16 protein-coding genes are annotated in these 17,884 nt (G+C 55.6%); 6 read left to right on the forward strand and 10 right to left on the reverse strand.

The window, feature by feature from the left end; genetic code table 11:
• Nucleotides 1-23: 23 nt before the first annotated feature.
• From GCM43_RS11075 to GCM43_RS11120, 10 genes are all read right to left on the reverse strand, one after another.
• Nucleotides 24-1,273 (reverse strand): IS3 family transposase gene (locus tag GCM43_RS11075; RefSeq protein ID WP_152244163.1). Its coding sequence is split into 2 segments (ribosomal slippage): nt 24-988 and nt 988-1,273, totalling 1,251 coding nucleotides; the frame shifts between segments, so codons are not numbered across the junction.
• Nucleotides 1,274-1,314: 41 nt separating this feature from the next.
• Entirely contained in the window at nt 1,315-1,929 is a 615-nt protein-coding gene (locus tag GCM43_RS11080) for a hypothetical protein (protein WP_152244165.1), read from the reverse strand.
• A gap of 19 nt (nt 1,930-1,948) precedes the next feature.
• The gene (locus tag GCM43_RS11085) at nt 1,949-2,296 is read right to left on the reverse strand and encodes a hypothetical protein (RefSeq protein WP_152244167.1); all 348 of its coding nucleotides are present in this window, start codon (nt 2,294-2,296) and stop codon (nt 1,949-1,951) included.
• A gap of 19 nt (nt 2,297-2,315) precedes the next feature.
• A complete protein-coding gene (flgB, locus tag GCM43_RS11090; protein ID WP_152244169.1) occupies nt 2,316-2,744 on the reverse strand; it encodes a flagellar basal body rod protein FlgB in 429 nt (142 codons plus the stop codon).
• 75 nt (nt 2,745-2,819) lie between these two features.
• Nucleotides 2,820-3,296, reverse strand: coding sequence for a DUF6328 family protein (locus GCM43_RS11095; protein ID WP_152244171.1), 477 nt, complete (start codon nt 3,294-3,296; stop codon nt 2,820-2,822).
• Between the two features lie 72 nt (nt 3,297-3,368).
• On the reverse strand, nt 3,369-4,301 hold the full coding sequence (locus GCM43_RS11100; protein WP_152244173.1) for a cation diffusion facilitator family transporter: 933 nt from the start codon (nt 4,299-4,301) through the stop codon (nt 3,369-3,371).
• A gap of 339 nt (nt 4,302-4,640) precedes the next feature.
• Nucleotides 4,641-7,805, reverse strand: a complete 3,165-nt coding sequence (locus GCM43_RS11105) for a CusA/CzcA family heavy metal efflux RND transporter (protein WP_152244175.1) — start codon at nt 7,803-7,805, stop codon at nt 4,641-4,643.
• Between the two features lie 14 nt (nt 7,806-7,819).
• The gene (locus tag GCM43_RS11110; protein WP_152244177.1) at nt 7,820-9,067 is read right to left on the reverse strand and encodes an efflux RND transporter periplasmic adaptor subunit; all 1,248 of its coding nucleotides are present in this window, start codon (nt 9,065-9,067) and stop codon (nt 7,820-7,822) included.
• Nucleotides 9,064-10,383 (reverse strand): TolC family protein, encoded by a 1,320-nt coding sequence (locus GCM43_RS11115; protein WP_152244179.1) that lies wholly within the window; start codon nt 10,381-10,383, stop codon nt 9,064-9,066. Before GCM43_RS11115 ends, GCM43_RS11110 begins: the two co-directional genes overlap by 4 nt.
• Before the next feature lie 108 nt (nt 10,384-10,491).
• Nucleotides 10,492-10,830 carry a hypothetical protein gene (locus GCM43_RS11120; RefSeq protein ID WP_152244181.1) on the reverse strand — a complete coding sequence of 113 codons (339 nt, stop codon included), beginning with the start codon at nt 10,828-10,830 and terminating at the stop codon, nt 10,492-10,494.
• Nucleotides 10,831-11,036: 206 nt separating this feature from the next.
• Here GCM43_RS11120 and czcI point away from each other — a divergent pair, with 206 nt between their 5' ends.
• The 6 genes from czcI to GCM43_RS11150 all read left to right on the forward strand — a co-directional run bounded on the left by czcI (nt 11,037) and on the right by GCM43_RS11150 (nt 17,759).
• Complete coding sequence (gene czcI, locus GCM43_RS26565) at nt 11,037-11,384, forward strand: cation efflux protein, CzcI family (RefSeq protein WP_152244183.1); 348 nt, start codon at nt 11,037-11,039, stop codon at nt 11,382-11,384.
• A 66-nt stretch (nt 11,385-11,450) separates the two neighbouring features.
• Nucleotides 11,451-13,478, forward strand: coding sequence for a heavy metal translocating P-type ATPase (locus GCM43_RS11130; protein WP_152244185.1), 2,028 nt, complete (start codon nt 11,451-11,453; stop codon nt 13,476-13,478).
• Nucleotides 13,479-14,263: 785 nt separating this feature from the next.
• Nucleotides 14,264-14,626 carry a hypothetical protein gene (locus GCM43_RS11135; RefSeq protein WP_152244187.1) on the forward strand — a complete coding sequence of 121 codons (363 nt, stop codon included), beginning with the start codon at nt 14,264-14,266 and terminating at the stop codon, nt 14,624-14,626.
• Nucleotides 14,627-14,840: 214 nt separating this feature from the next.
• Nucleotides 14,841-16,520, forward strand: coding sequence for a phosphoethanolamine transferase (locus tag GCM43_RS11140; RefSeq protein WP_152244189.1), 1,680 nt, complete (start codon nt 14,841-14,843; stop codon nt 16,518-16,520).
• On the forward strand, nt 16,498-17,250 hold the full coding sequence (locus tag GCM43_RS11145) for a phosphatase PAP2 family protein (protein ID WP_152244191.1): 753 nt from the start codon (nt 16,498-16,500) through the stop codon (nt 17,248-17,250). Before GCM43_RS11140 ends, GCM43_RS11145 begins: the two co-directional genes overlap by 23 nt.
• Before the next feature lie 92 nt (nt 17,251-17,342).
• Nucleotides 17,343-17,759, forward strand: coding sequence for a diacylglycerol kinase (locus GCM43_RS11150; RefSeq protein WP_413770943.1), 417 nt, complete (start codon nt 17,343-17,345; stop codon nt 17,757-17,759).
• Nucleotides 17,760-17,884: the final 125 nt, after the last annotated feature.

A 17,884-nucleotide genomic window follows, 5' to 3' on the forward strand; every position in this document is an offset into this window, starting at 1 on the left:
GTCAAGACACTCAGCCGGTTAATTTAAGCTGTGCCCATTCCCACTTCTGCAGCTGCCCGGCGCTGCCCCGTGCCACTCAGTTTTTCTCCGTCTTGGTCCGCGTCGCCGAATTTGTCGACGATCAGCGCACCGCCACCAGTACCCGCGCTGTAGACGCGGCTCGGCGTCTCATAGCCCAGTGCCTGGTGTGGGCGCTCGTTGTTGTAGAACGCGAAGTATTGAGCCAGTCCCACCGTCAGCTCGGCCATGTTGGCGTAGCCCTTCAAATACACGTCCTCGTACTTCACGTTGCGCCACAGGCGCTCCACGAAGATGTTGTCCAATGCCCGTCCGCGCCCGTCCATGCTGATCGTCACGCCTTCACGTTTGAGCACGTCGGTGAAGGCGCTGCTGGTGAACTGTGAGCCCTGGTCGCTGTTGAACACCTCGGGCTTGCCATGGTGGCGCAAGGCGTCTTCCAGGCAGTCCACGCAGAACGCGGCATCCATGCTGTTGCTGATGCGCCAGGACAGCACCTTGCGGCTGTACCAGTCGATGATCGCCACCAGATAGGCAAAGCCCCGCGCCAAGCGGATGTAAGTGATATCTGTCGACCACACCTGATTCGGCCGCGTCACCGCTACGCCACGCAGCAGGTACGGATAGACCTTATGCCCAGGATGCGCCTTGCTCGTGTTTGGCCCCGGTGCCATGCCAGCCAAGCCCATCTCCCGCATCAGGCGCTGCACGCGCTTGCGGTTGACGCAGTAGCCACGCCCGCGCAAAAACACCAGCATACGCCGACTACCGTAGAACGGCCGGTTGGTGTATTCCTCGTCGATCAACGCCCGCAGCTGGCCATCCTCCTCGTCTACACATGGTGGGCGTGCCGCCGCTTCCAGTCGCCGGTAGACCGTGGAGCGCGGCACAGCTGCCAACTCGCACTGCATCGCCAACGGCACCTCGTCGCCTCGTTCAATCCACTGTGCCCGTTCGGCCGGGCTCATTCCCCGAGCTTTTTTTTGAGCCAATCCACTTGCATCTTCAGACGCCCAATCTCGCCATACAGCTTATCCTCGGGGCTGCTTTCATCAACAGGCTTCGGGCCACGCTTGACGTCGAATAGCGCCCCGGCGTTTTCCAGAATTTCCTTTTTCCACTGCCCGACCAGCACCGGATGCACGCCATACTCCTGCGCGATCTCCGTCACCGTCTTCACCCCGCGTACCGCCTCCAAGCCGACCTTCGCCTTGAACTCCGCCGTATGCACCCTGCGTTTTTTGCCTTCACTCATGCGCCATCATCCTTTCACGGACGACAGCTTAAACCACCGTCTCAGATTCGGGGTCCACTATAGGCAGCATGCCAGTTTGTCCAGTAAACGACTGGATGCAGGCGACGCCAGGGCTTACTCAAATAGGCCAAGGCACAAATCAGAAGTACTAATACGAGGATGAACTTGAGCGCACCACCGTAGCTTTTCTTAGGCTTTGGCTCGTCATATATGACTGTCGCCTGCGTAGCAGTATAGATAGCAAGGGCAAGCAACGATCCGGCAACGACCAGGGATGCAACCGCAGTAGCGAGCGGCCGCCACGACGTTTGGAGGTATTCCGAAGTTTCACTCGCGCTCGCATTGGCTATGGCGGTCAATACCACCGAGCTATCTGGCGGCGCCTGGTACAACAGCTCCAGATAGAACCGCGTGGCGCCGTCAGCAATAAACGCCATCCCAATCATCCAAACGACAACGGCTCGTACAGCACGCCAGGCAGGATTACTAATGCGTATAAAGAGTGTAGCGAATGCCGGCACAGCCAGCAGCAGCATTTGGATGATGCGGCGGTCCGAGTGGCCCGCGACGATGAACATGGCGGTAATAGCCAGTGCGGCGGTAATCGCGGCTGCAGCAATCGCTCGCCCGCTGGCATTTGGTAAGAAGTCGGTCATGGGGTCGACAGTGCGAGCATCACTTAGCTGAAAAGCCGACAATTTCAGGGCTGTGCGATCCTACGCAATAAGGATGCTTTACCACGACCTTATCTCCCCTCTCCAATTCCATCGTAGTTGGAACAAAGGCATAGGTGTAGCGGACCAGTCGATAGGTATGGAATTGAAGTTCCACATAGCGCCCCGCAGCACGCTTTTCAGGCGTCATCTCAACACGACAGCTGGTATTGATATCAGGTTCGGCCTGAGCAGGCATAATGTCGGTGACAATACCAACCTGCGTCCCGAGATCGTCGGGACGGTTGATGCTACAGCCTGCGACCGCAATCAGCATCAACAGCGCGCACAGCATATTTCTCAGTTTCATTTTCGTTCTCCTTCAAGCGTTATCCAGTCATGGACTTAAACAACGTGCTAATTTCCTTGTATTCGTCGAGCGCCTGTTGCGTCAGGAATTCATGCCTGATCGCCTGGTCGGTAAAGGCAGATCGCTCGGTATCCATTTCGACGGTATTGCCGTCAAGTGCACCTTGACTAGGTATCCGATAAAGCAGCGTTGCCGCGAAGGGAGCTTCCTTGTTTTTTGTTCCAGAGACCTTTACCTTGGTCACTGTTCCAGAGTTCGCGGCAAGCGCTTGCTGCAGCGATGTCCTAAAATCGATATCTCGCGCCTTGTAGTTGGGCGTGTCAGAATTGGCGATATTCGACGCCAACACGGTGAGGCGTTGCTCCGAAATTTTTAGCGCTTTCTCCCAGAAATCATCGTTGGCCTGACCTGCAATCGTTTTTGCGCCGGCGCCTTTCAAACTGTCCATTTCGTTCTCCTGAAAAGAATAAGACCGTGATGTGAAACCATCGGTCCGTCGACAGACCGATGGGATGATGAACTGCTAGGCATTGACCTTCTTGCGCGTTCGACGACGCCACCATGGAGACACCCACCACAGCGCCAGAATCATTGACGAAACAAGCGCTGCGACTCCACCGCCGAGTGGATGGCCTACGACTTCGGCGGTCACCAAATTGGCGCAAAGGACTAATGCGAGAGACAGAAACATCGCACCAACGAGCATTTGCTTGCTCGCGCCATTTTTGAACTTCTCCCGATCATCCAGCGGTCTGAGCACGCGATGCTGAACCGCAGGCGTGGTAAACAGGATCAGGCTCGACAGCGAACATAGGAAGGTCGCCATAAAAACCCATTTCTCCACCTGAACAATCTGCTGGAATCCGGAGTTAAATGGCAAGGTGATGAGGAATCCGTTTAGCAGCTGCGCGCCAGGAAGCAAGATGCGTAATTCGTTGAGCATCTCAGTCATATCCGTTTCGTCGTGCTCGGATTTGCTATCAGATTGGTCAACCATCATGCCCTCCTAACACGTCAACGACGTGGCAGCGCCGCCGGCATCGACGACTGAGCCTCACTTTGGATTGCAAGCTCATTTCGCACTCCCAGACTGAGATGTCTGCGATTCAAAGCTGTGCGCCCCGGCATCGATGCAGGGTGTGGCCTCAAACTGAATCGTCACATGATGGATGTCGAACTTTTCCGCCATCGTCTCGCGTATCTTGCGCAGTAATACGTACTGGCCAGGTGTTACCAACTCAGTGACCACGTGCGCAGTTAAGCTGGCTTTTCCACTCGTGATTGCCCATACGTGAAGTTCATGGACGCTGGATACGCAATTAATTTGTGCCAATGTGTCGGATATCTCAACGAGATTCAATCCTTCCGGAACGCCTTCCAGCAGGACATTCATGGACTCCTTGAGCAGCGTCCAGGTTCGCGGCAGTACCCACAAACCGATCAGCACCGCGATGGCCGAGTCGACCCAAGGCCAGCCCGTAAACCGAATGATGATGGCGCCGACGATAACGCCAACCGAGCCAAGCATGTCGCTCCAAACCTCCAGATAGGCTCCTTTGACGTTGAGGCTTTTGTCTTTGTCGCTGGTGAGCAGACGCATGCTGATGAGATTGATAAAAAGGCCTAGTGTTGCCACAACCAGCATCGCACCGGTCTGTATCTCCGGCGGATTATTGAGCCGCTGATAGGCTTCGTACAGGATGTACATCGCCACCAAAAACAGCAGCGCCGCGTTGAACGCCGCAGCCAGAATTTCGAAGCGGTAATAGCCAAAGGTGCGCAAGCTGTCGGCCGCACGCCTGCCAATACGAATCGCCACCAGGGACACCGCTAATGCTGCGGAGTCGGTGAACATATGGGCCGCGTCGGAGATCAGCGCCAGGCTGTTCGTCAGCACACCGCCCACTACTTCGGCGATCAAAAAGGTGGTGGTCAGTATCAGAGCAATCCAGAGGGGACGCTCGCTTTTCCCTTCGGTGACTTCGTTTGCGTGATTGGAACTCATCGCAGCGCCTCACTTTCTATGTTTATTGTGGCGCCGGTGGCCATGAGGTTTAGCCGGAGGGCTGACCAGCTCCAGGTGCGGCTTTCGATGTTTCTTGAGCCGCCGCTTGTAGCTGTAGTTCATCCACAAGATGAAGCCTCCCAATACCAGAAGCATCAAAATTGAGCCGTAGATGAGGTATGTCTGAAGCTGCTCGTGTGTTGATTCAGGTGTCATGATGAATATCCTCGCTTGATGGCACGTTTTTTAGGCGTGAAGAGCCCCGCCAGCTCGCTTTTCAGCGAGCCGGGAGAGCTGGCCGACAGTTGTCGGCCACTATGCGTAGTGGATTAGATTGAGTTAGTGAGCTGGCTGTGGGTCATCGGCGACGGGCTCCTTCACTTCGTCGTTGCGGTGCATGAGGCGGTACAGCAGAGGGAGCACCAGCAAGGTCAATGCGGTCGACGACAAGATACCGCCGATAACAACCGTTGCCAGTGGACGCTGCACTTCGGCGCCGGTACCGGTGGCCAGCGCCATCGGCACGAAGCCCAGAGAAGCGACCAACGCGGTCATCAAGACTGGACGAAGGCGAGTCAGCGCGCCGACGGTCACGGCTTGATCCAGGCCCATGCCTTGCTCACGCAGGGAGCGGATGTACGAGATCATCACCAGGCCGTTGAGCACAGCCACGCCTGACAACGCGATGAAACCAACCGCTGCCGAAATCGACATCGGGATACCTCGCATCGTCAGCGCGATGATGCCGCCAGTCAGCGCAAACGGAATCCCCGTAAACACCAGGAAACCATCTTTCGCGTTGTTGAACATGACAAACAGCAGCGTGAACACCAGGAAGAGCGCCAAAGGCACAACGATCTGCAAGCGCTGCGTAGCCGACTGCAGTTGCTCAAACGTTCCACCCCAACTGATCCAGTAACCTGTTGGAATCTTCACGCTTTTTGTGATGGCTTGCTCAGCCTCAGGCACAAAGGTACCGATGTCGCGGCCCGATACGTTGGCGCTGACGACGATGCGGCGTTTGCCGTTCTCGCGGCTGATCTGGTTTGGACCAGGTGCAAACTCCAGCGTTGCCACTTCACCGAGTGGAATGAACGACGTTGCAGAACCCGCAGGCACTGGCAACGAAATCGGCAGACGACGCAATGCGTCCAAATCGCTACGCATGACTTCAGGCATACGCACGAGGATCTCGAAGCGACGATCGCCCTCGAACATGGTGCCGGCTTCACGGCCGCCCGTGGCAATTGCGAGCGCGTCCTGTACATCACCGATGTTCAGGCCGTAGCGTGCGGTCTTCTCGCGATCGATTTTGACAGTGAGCATCGGCAGGCCGCCGGTTTGCTCAACTTTCACCTCGGTTGCACCAGGTATGCGCTGCAGGACCTCAGCAATCTCCTGGCCGGTTTTGGCCAGCACGTCCATGTCGTCGCCGTAGACTTTCACCGCTACGTCGCTACGCACGCCGGAAATGAGTTCGTTGAAGCGCAGCTGAATTGGCTGCGAGAATTCGTAGGCGTTACCCACGTACTTTTCTGCCTCTTCCTTGATTGCCGCGACCAATTCGTCTCGGGTTTTCCTCGGCTTAGGCCACTCCGCTTCAGGCTTGAACATGATGTAGCCGTCCGAAATATTCGGCGGCATCGGGTCTGACGCGATCTCAGCAGTACCAGTACGAGCGAAGACGCGGTCAATTTCCGGGAACTTGGCTTTCAGACCAGCTTCCAGACGCTTCTGCATCTCCAGCGACTGGGTAAGGCTGGTACCCGGAATGCGCAGCGCCTGGATGGCGATATCGCCTTCATTCAGGTTAGGAATGAACTCACTACCCATACGGGTAGCAAGCAAACCGCACAGTACGATCAGAACTGCGGAAGCGGTCAAGACCGTGGCGCCGTTACGCATCACTTTTCCCAGCAGCGGCTCGTATGCATTCTTCGCCCAGACCATCAGACGATTTTCTTTTTCCGCTACGCGCTTGCCAATGAACAGGGCAACAGCGGCAGGAATAAAGGTCATCGACAGGATCATGGCGCCCAGGAGCGCTGCGACGACGGCAAACGCCATCGGGTGGAACATCTTGCCTTCAACGCCGGTCAGGGCGAAGATCGGCAGGTACACCACCATAATGATCAATTGACCGAACAGCAGTGGACGGCGTGCTTCTTGGGCCGCAGCAAATACTTCATCAAAGCGCTCACGCAGGGTAAGCTGACGTTTCAGATGTTCTTGAGCATGTGCAAGGCGACGAACGCAGTTTTCAACGATCACAACGGCGCCGTCAATGATGATACCGAAGTCCAGCGCACCAAGACTCATCAGGTTGGCACTGACCTTGTATTGCACCATACCGGTAAAGGTAAAGAGCATCGCCAATGGGATGACCATCGCGGTGATGATCGCCGCACGAATATTCCCGAGGAACAGGAACAGGATGACGATCACCAGGATCGCGCCTTCCAGCAGATTCTTCTTGACGGTGTTAATGGCCTTGTCGACCAGCACGGTTCGGTCGTAGACAGGCACAGCCTTCACGCCGGCTGGCAGCGTGCGGTTGACCTCGACCATCTTCTTGGCCACAGCCTGCGATACCACGCGGCTGTTTTCACCGATCAGCATGAAGACCGTGCCAAGCACGACTTCACGACCGTTTTCCGTCGCGGCACCGGTACGCAGTTCGCGGCCGATGGCCACTTCCGCAACGTCACGAACACGAATCGGCACACCCTGCACATTATTGAGGATGGTGTTGCGGATGTCTTCCAGTGTAAGAACTTGACCAGGCGCACGGATCAGGAATTGCTCGCCCTTACGCTCGATGTAGCCAGCGCCGACGTTATTGTTGTTACGATCGATTGCTGCGACAACGTCTTTCAGGGTCAAGCCGTACGAGCTCAGCTTCACCGGGTCCGGAGTGATGTGATATTCCTTGGCAAAGCCGCCGATGGAATTAATCTCGGTCACGCCAGGTACCTGGCGCAGCTGCGGCTTGATGATCCAGTCCTGGATCTCGCGCAGGTCGGTCGGCGTGTACGGGGTACCGTCCGGCTTTTTCGCATTTGGTTCGCTCTCGACAGTCCAGAGGTAAATTTCACCCAGGCCGGTCGAAATCGGGCCCATCATTGGTACAACGCCTTGCGGCAGGTTGTCCTTCGCCTCCTGAATACGCTGGTTGACCAGCTGGCGGGCGAAGTAGATATCGGTGCCATCTTTAAAGATCACCGTTACCTGCGACAGGCCGTAACGCGACAACGAACGTGTCTGCTGAAGATTGGGCAAACCCGACATCACCGTCTCAATCGGGAAGGTAACGCGCTGCTCAACTTCCAGCGGAGAATATCCGCTGGCACTGGTGTTGATCTGTACCTGTACGTTAGTAATGTCCGGTACGGCGTCGATCGGCAGCTTCTGATAGCTGTAGACGCCAATGGCGGCCATGGCGATCACGGCCAGCATGATCAACCATCGCTGGCCGATGGCAAATTGTATGATGCGTTCAAACATATCTGGTTCCTCGATCAGTGGTCGTGGCCTGCAGTGCCTTTGCCCTGTTCGGCTTTCAAGACATAGCTGCTCGTTGCGGCATATACGGCGCCGGCGGACAGACCATCAACGATCTCCACCAGTTTGCCGTCGTTATCACCGGTCTTGACGGGCTGCATCTTGAAGCCTTTGTCGACCTTGACGAACACCACCGTTTTCCCTTCGACCGTCTGCACCGCATCAGCTGCGACTGCGACCGGAACGTTCTTCTCGCCACGCACTACCGCTGCGTTGACAAACAGACCTGGACGCCATGCCAGTTTTGGATTGGTGATGACCACACGTGCCTTGGCGGTACGGGTTTGCTCACCGAGCAGATTGCCCACGTAGCTCACTTTGCCCGTTGCGCTGGTGTCGTTGGCTGCGGAAGTAATGCGAACCGTCTCGCCAACACGTACCGTTTCAAGATCTTTTGGCGTCACGACGATCTCAACCCAAACGCTCGACAGATCCGACAGCAGGAACACATTGGCGTCTTCTTTCACAGCTTCGCCTTGAGCGATATGCTTTTCGACCACTACGCCATTAAATGGCGCGCGGAGCACATAACGGTTGATGGCGCCGTCAGTGTCACCGGCACCCAATGCCGAGAGTTTGGATTTCGCGCTCTGGGCTTCGATCTCAGCTTCACGTAAGGCAGCTTGCGCTTGCAGATAGTCTTGCTCGGCCGAGATTTTGTCTTCCCACAGTTTTTTCTCACGCTGGAAAGTGATCTGTGCCAGGCCCAAGCGTTTCTGTGCTGCGAGCGATGCACTACGCATATCTGCCAACGCGGGGCTGGAAATCACAGCAAGCACCTGACCTTTTTTGACACTCTGGCCCAGATCAGCAGACACCGATTCGGCCACACCCGGTGTGCGTGGCACGATGTGCGCCGTAAGGTCTTCGTTAAACCGCACTTCGCCTGGCAACTGCACCACGCTGCCCATTGACGCCGGGGCGGCCTTCGCCACAGTGATGCCGGCGGTCTGGATTTGCTGAGCATCCATTTTGAGAATTCCTTCTTCACCGTGGTCTTCTTCCTTGCCGCCTTCCTTCTCGGCATGATCACCTTCTTTCTCAGCATGGCCGCCTTCCTTACCTTCTTCCGCGCGCGGCGCCTCCGAAGCGGCGCCACCACCGCTGTCCTTTTTCCAGAACATGATGGCTGCTGCCAGGACGACGCCGATCAGTACGATGACCAGCGCAGACTTCTTAGATTGTTTATCAGTATTGAAATTCATTTTGCATTCCTGTAGGTCGGTATGGAGCCTGCGTTTTCATCCACGGCGGTGTAGCGTTGCAGATCGGCGAGGGAGCGATAGCGAGCCGAAAGCGCGCTCAGATATTGGGCACGGCTCTGGAACAGCGTGCGCTGTGCATCGAGCACATCGATGAAGCCGAACTTACCCAGCTCGAAGCCGGTCACAGCCGCATCAAAGGCGCTTTGCGCAGCTGGGAGGATTTCGCTACGCATGCTATCGATCTGCTCCTGGGCAACGGATGCACGCTGATGCGCGTCGGCGATCGCCTGTGTCGCCCGCAGGTATTCGACCTCGGCATCGGTCTTTGCCTTATCGACGCTGCGCAGGGCGGACAGCAGATTGCCTTGGTTGCGGTTAAACAGTGGAAGAGGAATGGCCAGACCCACTACGGTCTGCGAGACGTTGGTCATGCGGTCCTTCTTCTGACCCAGCGTTACGGTGACATCGGGAATGCGATCGGCCTTCGCAAGATTAACCTGTGCCTCCTGGCGTGCGATCTGCATCCTTGCTCGTTGCATCTGCGGCGACGACTCCAGGCGCGACTGCAGGTCTGCCAGCGAAGGAATTGCCGCCAGATCGATATCAGGCGTCTGTAAAGGACGCTCCTCGGGCTGGATGCTGCCCCAGAGGGCCGATAGGCGCCGTTTGGCCAGTGCTGCGTCAGCGACCGCTTGCGACAGTTCAAGGCGCGCTCCTGCCTCGGCAACGCTGGAACGGGTTTTCTCCAGTGGAGATATCTTGCCGGCAGCGACGCGGCGGCCAGCGGCGTTAGTAGCGCTTCCGGCGAGGCTCAGCGACTCTTTGGCCAGCGCCACATGCTCTTGAGCCGTGAGAGCTTCCAAATAGGCAGCGATCACATCGGCGCGCAGATCGGCCTTGCCGATGGTGACATCGCCCAGCGCCAGAGCACGATCCTGGTCCGCCAGCTTGATGCGTGCGCCACGTTTCCCGCCCAGCTCAAGCGCCTGGCTCAGCTGATAGGTATCGGTACGGCCGCTGGTCGAGGACATGCCCTCACGCAGCAGGGAAATCTCTGGATTGGGGAACAAGCCGGCCTGAACGCGCGCACCTTCTGCGATCGCCACACTTTGCGCGGCCGAACGCAGTTCAGGGCTCGTTGCCAAAGCCATGGCGATGGCTTGCTCTAATGTTAAAGGGGCACTGCTAGCATCTACTGTCTTGGCCTGCTGACCAACAGTAAACGCAGTGGATTGCTGCCCAACTGCCTGGGCACTAAATGGGATGAGCTGCGCCAATAGTACAGCCGCACCCATAACTAAACGTTTGGATTGCATGGATAACTCCGAAATTAAGAAACGAAGAAATCCGACGGCGTGCAGAAACCTGCCAAGTGACTGGCAAAAGTTACATAACTATGAGACGAACTACACCAACCGCCGGAGTTAAGCGGCGACTACCCACTGAGGGCGCTCTGGAGGAGCAACGTAGTAAGAAGAAAGGATGATATCGATAGACACCGGAGCGATTTCAGCGACTTGCGGATGCGACATACCTTCGAAGCTGTCGATCCACAAAGTACCGTGAGCGCAAGAAGAACAATGCGAATGCACCGACGATTTCTTCGTGTCCGATGGCTTTTCTTTCAGCAGCGAGGCAACATCATCTGCGGAGTTACCATCAGGGTGATGGCCGAAGTGATTGGCTGCTCGGCCCGTCTCATGCGTGCAATAGACCGACACCACGCTCCAGCTAAACTGCAGCGCGAGTAAGGTGATGAGCATGATGAGAGTTCGACGGACCATGGCGGAAGTATATCATGATGAATACATTTGAATTTGTTGCGTGCACAAAATTTTTATCAGATCCAACAGTCTTCGCTTGATAGTTAGCGATTCATACAGCCTTTACCTAAAGGCAATCTTGCCATAGTGCGTGAGCGAGAACTGCCGTACAGTCTTCCAATTTGGCATCATGCTACTATTGCTTCATGCGACGAATACTGGTGATTTTCCTTCTCATAATCGTGCCGTTCCAGTTCTCCTGGGCTGCTGCGGGGGACTATTGTCAGCACGAATCAGGGCGTTCTGCCATCCACTTCGGTCATCACGTCCACCAACATCAGGATGGCGCCGAGAAGAGCCAGTCGAACGTAAAGTCAGCGAAATCGCACCCCGATTGTGGCGCTTGCCATGGCGCAGGTTCCGCATTATTTAGTCAGCCATCAGATGTTTGGGGATTCACTCCTGGTGAAATTCTCGCCCCTTCCGCAGCGGTACACTACACATCTCACATCCCCGAATGTCCCTTACGACCTGATCGCTCCGCACTGATTTGAATTGCCATCGCGCAGCCACGCTCGACGTGATGCGAACACCCAATTTGAATAGATGAAGGAGTGCAGATGAAACACGACGATAAGGACGGTCACGATCATAGCCATGAGAAAAGCGATGGCGCCAGCAAAGAGCACAATCACGACGGTTTTCTGGGCGAGAAGGCAGAACTGGTTTTCGTTGGACTGACGGGAGCACTTTTGCTCTCTGGTTGGCTAGTGGAAAAGTACCAGTATGGGCCTGGGTGGCTGGCACTGTGCCTGTTCATTGGCGCATACTTCTTTGGTGGCTTCTTCACCACCAAAGAAGCAATCCAGAACCTCATCGCACGCCGCTTTGAGATTGATACCCTCATGCTGGTCGCAGCCGCCGGCGCCGCAGCGCTTGGGGAATGGGCCGAAGGCGCGCTGCTCCTGTTCCTGTTTAGCCTCGGCCACGCGCTTGAGCATTTTGCGATGGGACGTGCGCGCAGAGCCATCGAGGCACTCGCTAAATTAGCCCCGGAAACTGCCACAGTGAGGCGAGACGATCGCACCGAGGTAGTTGGTGTCGAGATGCTCCAGCCAGGTGATATTGTCCTGGTAAAGCCGAACGAAAGAATGCCGGCCGACGGCGTTGTGATAAAAGGTACGACTAGCGTGGATCAAGCGCCGGTGACTGGGGAAAGTGTCCCCGTCGATAAACAGCCGGTCGACGACGCGAGTGCCGCCATCGCGGCATTCGACAAGGTTGCTGCGAACAACCGCGTATTTGCGGGCACAATCAATGGCGCCGGCGCTATCGAGGTGATGGTCGCGCGCCTGGCAAAACAATCTGTCATGGCGCGCGTGGTGCAGATGGTGGCCGAAGCGGAAGCACAACGTTCACCCACCCAGCAATTTACCGACAAGTTCGAGCGTATCTTCGTGCCTTCGGTGCTGGGCTTCGTTGCACTGCTGATGTTCGCCTTTGTGATCGTAGACGAACCATTCAGCGAAAGTTTCTACCGTGCGATGGCAGTGCTCGTTGCGGCCAGCCCATGCGCTCTCGCCATCTCGGTCCCCAGCGCCGTACTTTCCGGTGTGGCACGCGCAGGGCGCAGTGGCGTGCTTGTAAAGGGCGGTGGCCCCCTTGAGAATCTCGGGACGCTGACCTCCATCGCGTTCGACAAAACCGGCACATTGACCGAGGGCAAGCCCAAACTTACCGACGTCGTGCCGGCAACCGGTGTCACAGAAACGGAGTTGCTGGCTTTAGTGGCGGCTGTCGAATCCCATAGCGATCATCCGCTCGCGTCCGCGCTGGTAGAAGGTGCGCAGGAGCGCCTGGGAGCAGAAGCAGCGCTACCTGCGGCCCAGGATGTCAAGAGCATTACTGGCAGGGGTATTCAAGCCACAGTCGATGGCGAGACGGTCTATGTCGCAAAGCCCGTGTTCTTCTCGGAGTTCGGTGGCGCCAACCTACCGACCGAGCAGGAGCAGGCAAATGCGCAGCTCATGACCGACGGCCGCACCACCATGGTCGTGCTCAAAGGTGATCGCTATATGGGCGTGATCGGGGTGATGGACACGCCGCGGGATGTAGCAGCCAATGTAATGACCAGATTGCGCTCTCTGGGAATCGAGCGACTGATCATGATTTCCGGAGACAACCAGCAAGTCGCCGACGCGGTGGCCAAAGTGGTTGGCCTGACAGAAGCAAAAGGCGACCTGATGCCTGATCAGAAGGTCGACGCCATCAAGCAGCTCCGCAAGGATCATGGCAAAGTCGCGATGGTCGGCGACGGGGTCAACGATGCGCCGGCCATGGCCAACTCGACTGTCGGCATCGCCATGGGCGCGGCCGGCTCTGACGTCGCGCTGGAAGCGGCCGATGTGGCCTTGATGGGAGATGACCTAAGCCAGTTGCCATTTGTCGTCGGCCTGTCACGTCAAACCAGCCGCATCATCAAACAGAATTTGTGGGTCAGTCTTGGCGTTGTGGCCGTTCTTATTCCAGCCACGATCTTCGGACTCAATATCGGTACAGCAGTGCTGTTTCACGAAGGTTCGACCCTGATTGTGGTCGCCAACGCACTGCGCTTGTTAGCGTACAGAGATAAGACCAGCGACGCATGAAAGCAGGCCTATTTTCGATATCTTGAGTGATATTGCGGACAAAACTGCCAATAGATAAACATTAGTAAAATCGCGGCGAGCCTTGTAGATATTGGCCTACTTTTGCACCACGCCGAAATTGCCATGTTATACTAGTTCAATGGCTCGCAGATTTCTCTACATGTTGATGACGGTGATCGCACTTCAGTTTAGCTGGAGTGTGATCACCGCCTATTGTCTGCACGAGGCGGGCCAGGGCCCACAACACTTCGGTCACCATCAGCACACAGCCGCTTCTGATCGTCACGAAGACGCATCGCAAGATAAGCCAAACCTGTCGAAAAAGACAGCCGCGCATACGCATTGCTCCGTCTGCGCGCACGGCGTGCATTCACTCGACGGCATTGCGGAAAGCGTTTTTCATCCTCTGTTAGCGGGCATGGCCCCAATGGAGGACGTAGTTCACCCTTCCTCTTCCTATACACCTCCCCCAGAGCGCCCTCAGTGGCAAACCGTCGTTTGATTCCGGTAACAGTTCTATCTTTCGCCAGTCTTTATTGACTTGTGCCTGAGTCCATTCGGGCAAGGATAGATTTCGTCACCGGCTTTCGTTCTCCAAGTTGATTTGAGCACGCAGTACCACTGGCCAAGGCATTACTGCCTACATGCCGGCGAAACACGCGCGCGCCTCAATTCGTCAAACGACTCCTGGGCCCATGCTCAGGAACACTGGCTCGTCTATTCCGCTACAACGGTAATACGGGTTAATCGGGTATTCGTATCCCAGGTTAGGTTTGTACTGTCATATGTTCAAGCGTTTTGTCGTCATGTTGATCATCGCGATCGCCGGCCAGTTGAGCTGGGCGACGGTGACCGCCTATTGCCTGCATGAGCAGGGAGTAGGCGCCAAACATTTCGGCCATCATGAGCATGAGCACAAGACTGAGGATGCAAAATCCATCTCGGAAAAATCATCTTCCACCAAGAAGTCGGCACCGCACGCCGATTGCGCTACCTGCAGCCACCACGGTTCGCTGGGTACGGGCGATGCACAATGTCCACCACCAATCAATGAATCGCTGCTCTCGCATATAGAGGCCGCGGAGCTTGCTCCTTCCTCACCCTATCTGAAGTTACCAGAGCGCCCCAAATGGATACACGCCGCTTAAGTTCGGCGTCGATCATCACACGTTTATATCCAGCTCAGGCAGCTTTGCGTAGTTAATGCATCCCGCCGAATTCTTCCTTTAATTTAACGGAGAATTCCATGCGTCTGTTTCACACTCATCCCAGTGTTTCATCTGGGCCGTCTCCACATAGCGGCTCTTTAAGGAAAATTTTCATTACATCGCGTCCTTCAATTTTGGTTGGGGAGGCGGCGTGATGATTCCCATCATCCAGAACTTCTTTCCCAAAGCCACGGGCACTCAACTTCGGCTGCCCAGCATACGTCCTTGGCAACTGGCGCTGATCAGCGCGACCTTGCTGGTGCTGCTTTATAACCAAAGTTTTTGGAGGTTATTCATTGCAGCGACAGGCGGCGTGCAACTGGCCCACGTGCCTCTGTATTTGGGCTCGTTTCTGGCGCTCGTCTTCATCTTCAATGCGTTCTTGTGCATAGTCAGCTTTCGCTTTTTACTCAAACCGGTATTGATTGTGCTGTTCATGCTGGCCGCTTCGGCGAGCTACTTTATTGATCGCTACGGCATCGCCATCGACGCATCGATGGTTCAGAACGTATTCGAAACCGATGTGAGTGAAGCCAAAGATCTGCTGAGTTTGAATCTGTTTCTGACGATCAGCCTACTCGGTGTTTTCCCGTCGGTTCTGGTCTATCGCATCAAAGTCGAATACCCATCCATAGTGCGCGCTGTACTGACCAATACGGGCTTCTTACTGATGTCCGCGTTCATCGCTACAGCCTTGCTCATGTCGTTCTTCAAGACGCTGGCGCCGACCGTGCGGGAGAACCGGCAGATGCGCTTCCTGCTCACGCCGACGAACGTGATCCAGGCAAGCAAAACGTTCGTCCGCCGCAAGTTCGAAAAACCACTGACCGTCACCCCAATGGGGACCGACGCGTCCAAAGGGAATTTATGGAATGGCAAAAAACGTCGCACCGTCACCATCATCGTGGTCGGCGAGACCGCGCGCGCGATGAACTTCTCGCTCAATGGCTACGAGCGCGATACGAATCCAATGTTGTCCAAGCAAGAGGGGCTAATCAATTTCACACAAGTCCAATCATGTGGGACAGCCACGGCAATCTCATTGCCTTGCGTTTTCTCCGGCTTTACCCGTGAAGACTATTCTGAAGGAAAGGCCAGATCCCAGGAAGGTCTGCTCGATGTCATCAGCTACGCTGGCATCGACGTCCTGTGGCGGAACAATAACTCGGGCTGCAAAGGTGTATGCGACAGGGTCTATTACGAAGATCTGTCGCGCCCCAAACCAGGCGATCCGTTCTGTAATACCGAAGAGTGCTTTGACGAACGCCTTCTCCAAGGACTTCCTGGCGTGATCCGTAACGCCAAGCGCGACCTGGTCATCGTTCTCCACCAGAAAGGTAGCCACGGTCCCGCCTATAGAAAACGTTATCCGGCCGAATTCCAACGATTTGGTCCGGTATGCACCACCAATGAAGTGGGCAAATGTTCACGCGAATCGATCGTCGCAGCGTATGACAACACCATCGCTTACACCGACTACTTCCTGAGTAAGACCATCGACCTTCTGCGCAAAGCTGGTGCCGAAGATAACGTCGACACCGCGATGCTGTACTTCTCCGATCACGGAGAGTCCTTAGGCGAAAAAAATATGTACCTGCATGGCGCACCTTACATCATGTCGCCGGAAGAGCAGCGGCATGTTCCGATGATGCTCTGGCTCGATGACCGCTATAGCGATCGCTTTGCCATCAAGCGTGAGTGCCTGGCATCCCGGCGGACCCTGAACTACTCACATGACAACGTCTTCCACTCTGTACTCGGGATGATGAACATCAAAACCAAAGTCTATAAACCTGAACTGGATTTGTTCAATGCCTGCACCGCTCCAAAGTAGCCTTAAGCGCTTCCAATCGATCCGGCCTGTCCACAAATTGCTCCTGGCGTCGGCATTGCTCATTCTATGGATTGGCAACTACACGGACATCGATCTCAATCTGGCCGATGCCATGTTTGATCAAACCAGTAGAACCTTCCCCTGGCGCCATACATGGTTTGCTGAGCGATTTAACCACGTTCTGCTCAAGGGCGTACTGATCGCCGCGGCAATCGGCGTGATCGCTGTGGCGGCATGGGATTGGATACGGCCTTTTAACGCATGGCGTGCCAGCACACGCATTGGCATGCGCGTGCTGGCGCTGTCGGCGATCAGCGTGCCGTTGGTGATCAGCACCCTGAAGCAATTTAGCAGCTCTCACTGCCCCTGGGATCTACAGCGCTATGGCGGGGACTCTCCGTTCGTCAGACTGTTGGAATGGGTGCCAAGCGGCGTCTCTGCCGGCAACTGTCTGCCGGCCGGCCACGCATCGAGCGCACTGTGGCTCGTAGCGCTGGCAGTGTTCTGGCTCCCACATAGACCACGCAAGGCAGCAGTCGCTGCATGCACGCTGCTGATATTTGGCTTCGCCGTCGGTTGGGTACAGCAACTGCGCGGTGCGCATTTCCTGACACACACCTTATGGTCGATGTGGATCAGCGTCCTCATTGTCGACTCGATCTATCAGTGGTTCGTGAAGCGCGCCGCAGCAACAAGTAAAACTGGCGACACGGAGCGTATTGCGACATGACCAGCTAATGGTTCGATTAAGAATTTCGCGATGGAGTGATAGCCGGCCAAGTAAAGCCGGGCTCCATCATTTTTACCAAGGCCATCCTGATAATGGCAGCCACTCACTTTAAAGACATCTTTATGCAACCAGTCAGCAAATTCAAAAGCAAATCCGGACTGAAACGAATCTTCTCGGCATTCTTCTACTCCGTTGCCGGACTAAAGACAGCGTGGTCGCAAGAGCACGCATTTCGCCAAGAGGGTGCCCTGTTTGTGTGCGGCACCATCGCTGCCTTACTAATGCCCGTGCTCCTGATCGAAAAGCTCATGTTGGTCGGCGTCTTGCTCCTAGTGTTGATTGTAGAGCTCATCAACTCTGCGATTGAAGCAGTGGTTGATCGGGTTTCACTCGAATATCACCCGCTGTCAAAAAATGCAAAAGACATCGGCAGCGCTGCAGTACTCCTGACTTGTGTGCTTGCTGCAGCAACCTGGCTGACCATACTTGCAGAACACTTTTACCTATAACCAATTGAGGGCGAGCTGAATTCGCCAAAGAGCAAATATGCGCTTATTATTGATAGAGGATGAAAAAGAAACAAGCGAAAGTAACTCCGACAAGCACGCTATCCGGATTTCCGTCTCATGCTGCC

Origin of the sequence: Janthinobacterium aquaticum, assembly GCF_009208565.1 — a bacterium.
In the GTDB taxonomy this organism is placed as follows: Bacteria; Pseudomonadota; Gammaproteobacteria; order Burkholderiales; family Burkholderiaceae_D; genus Janthinobacterium.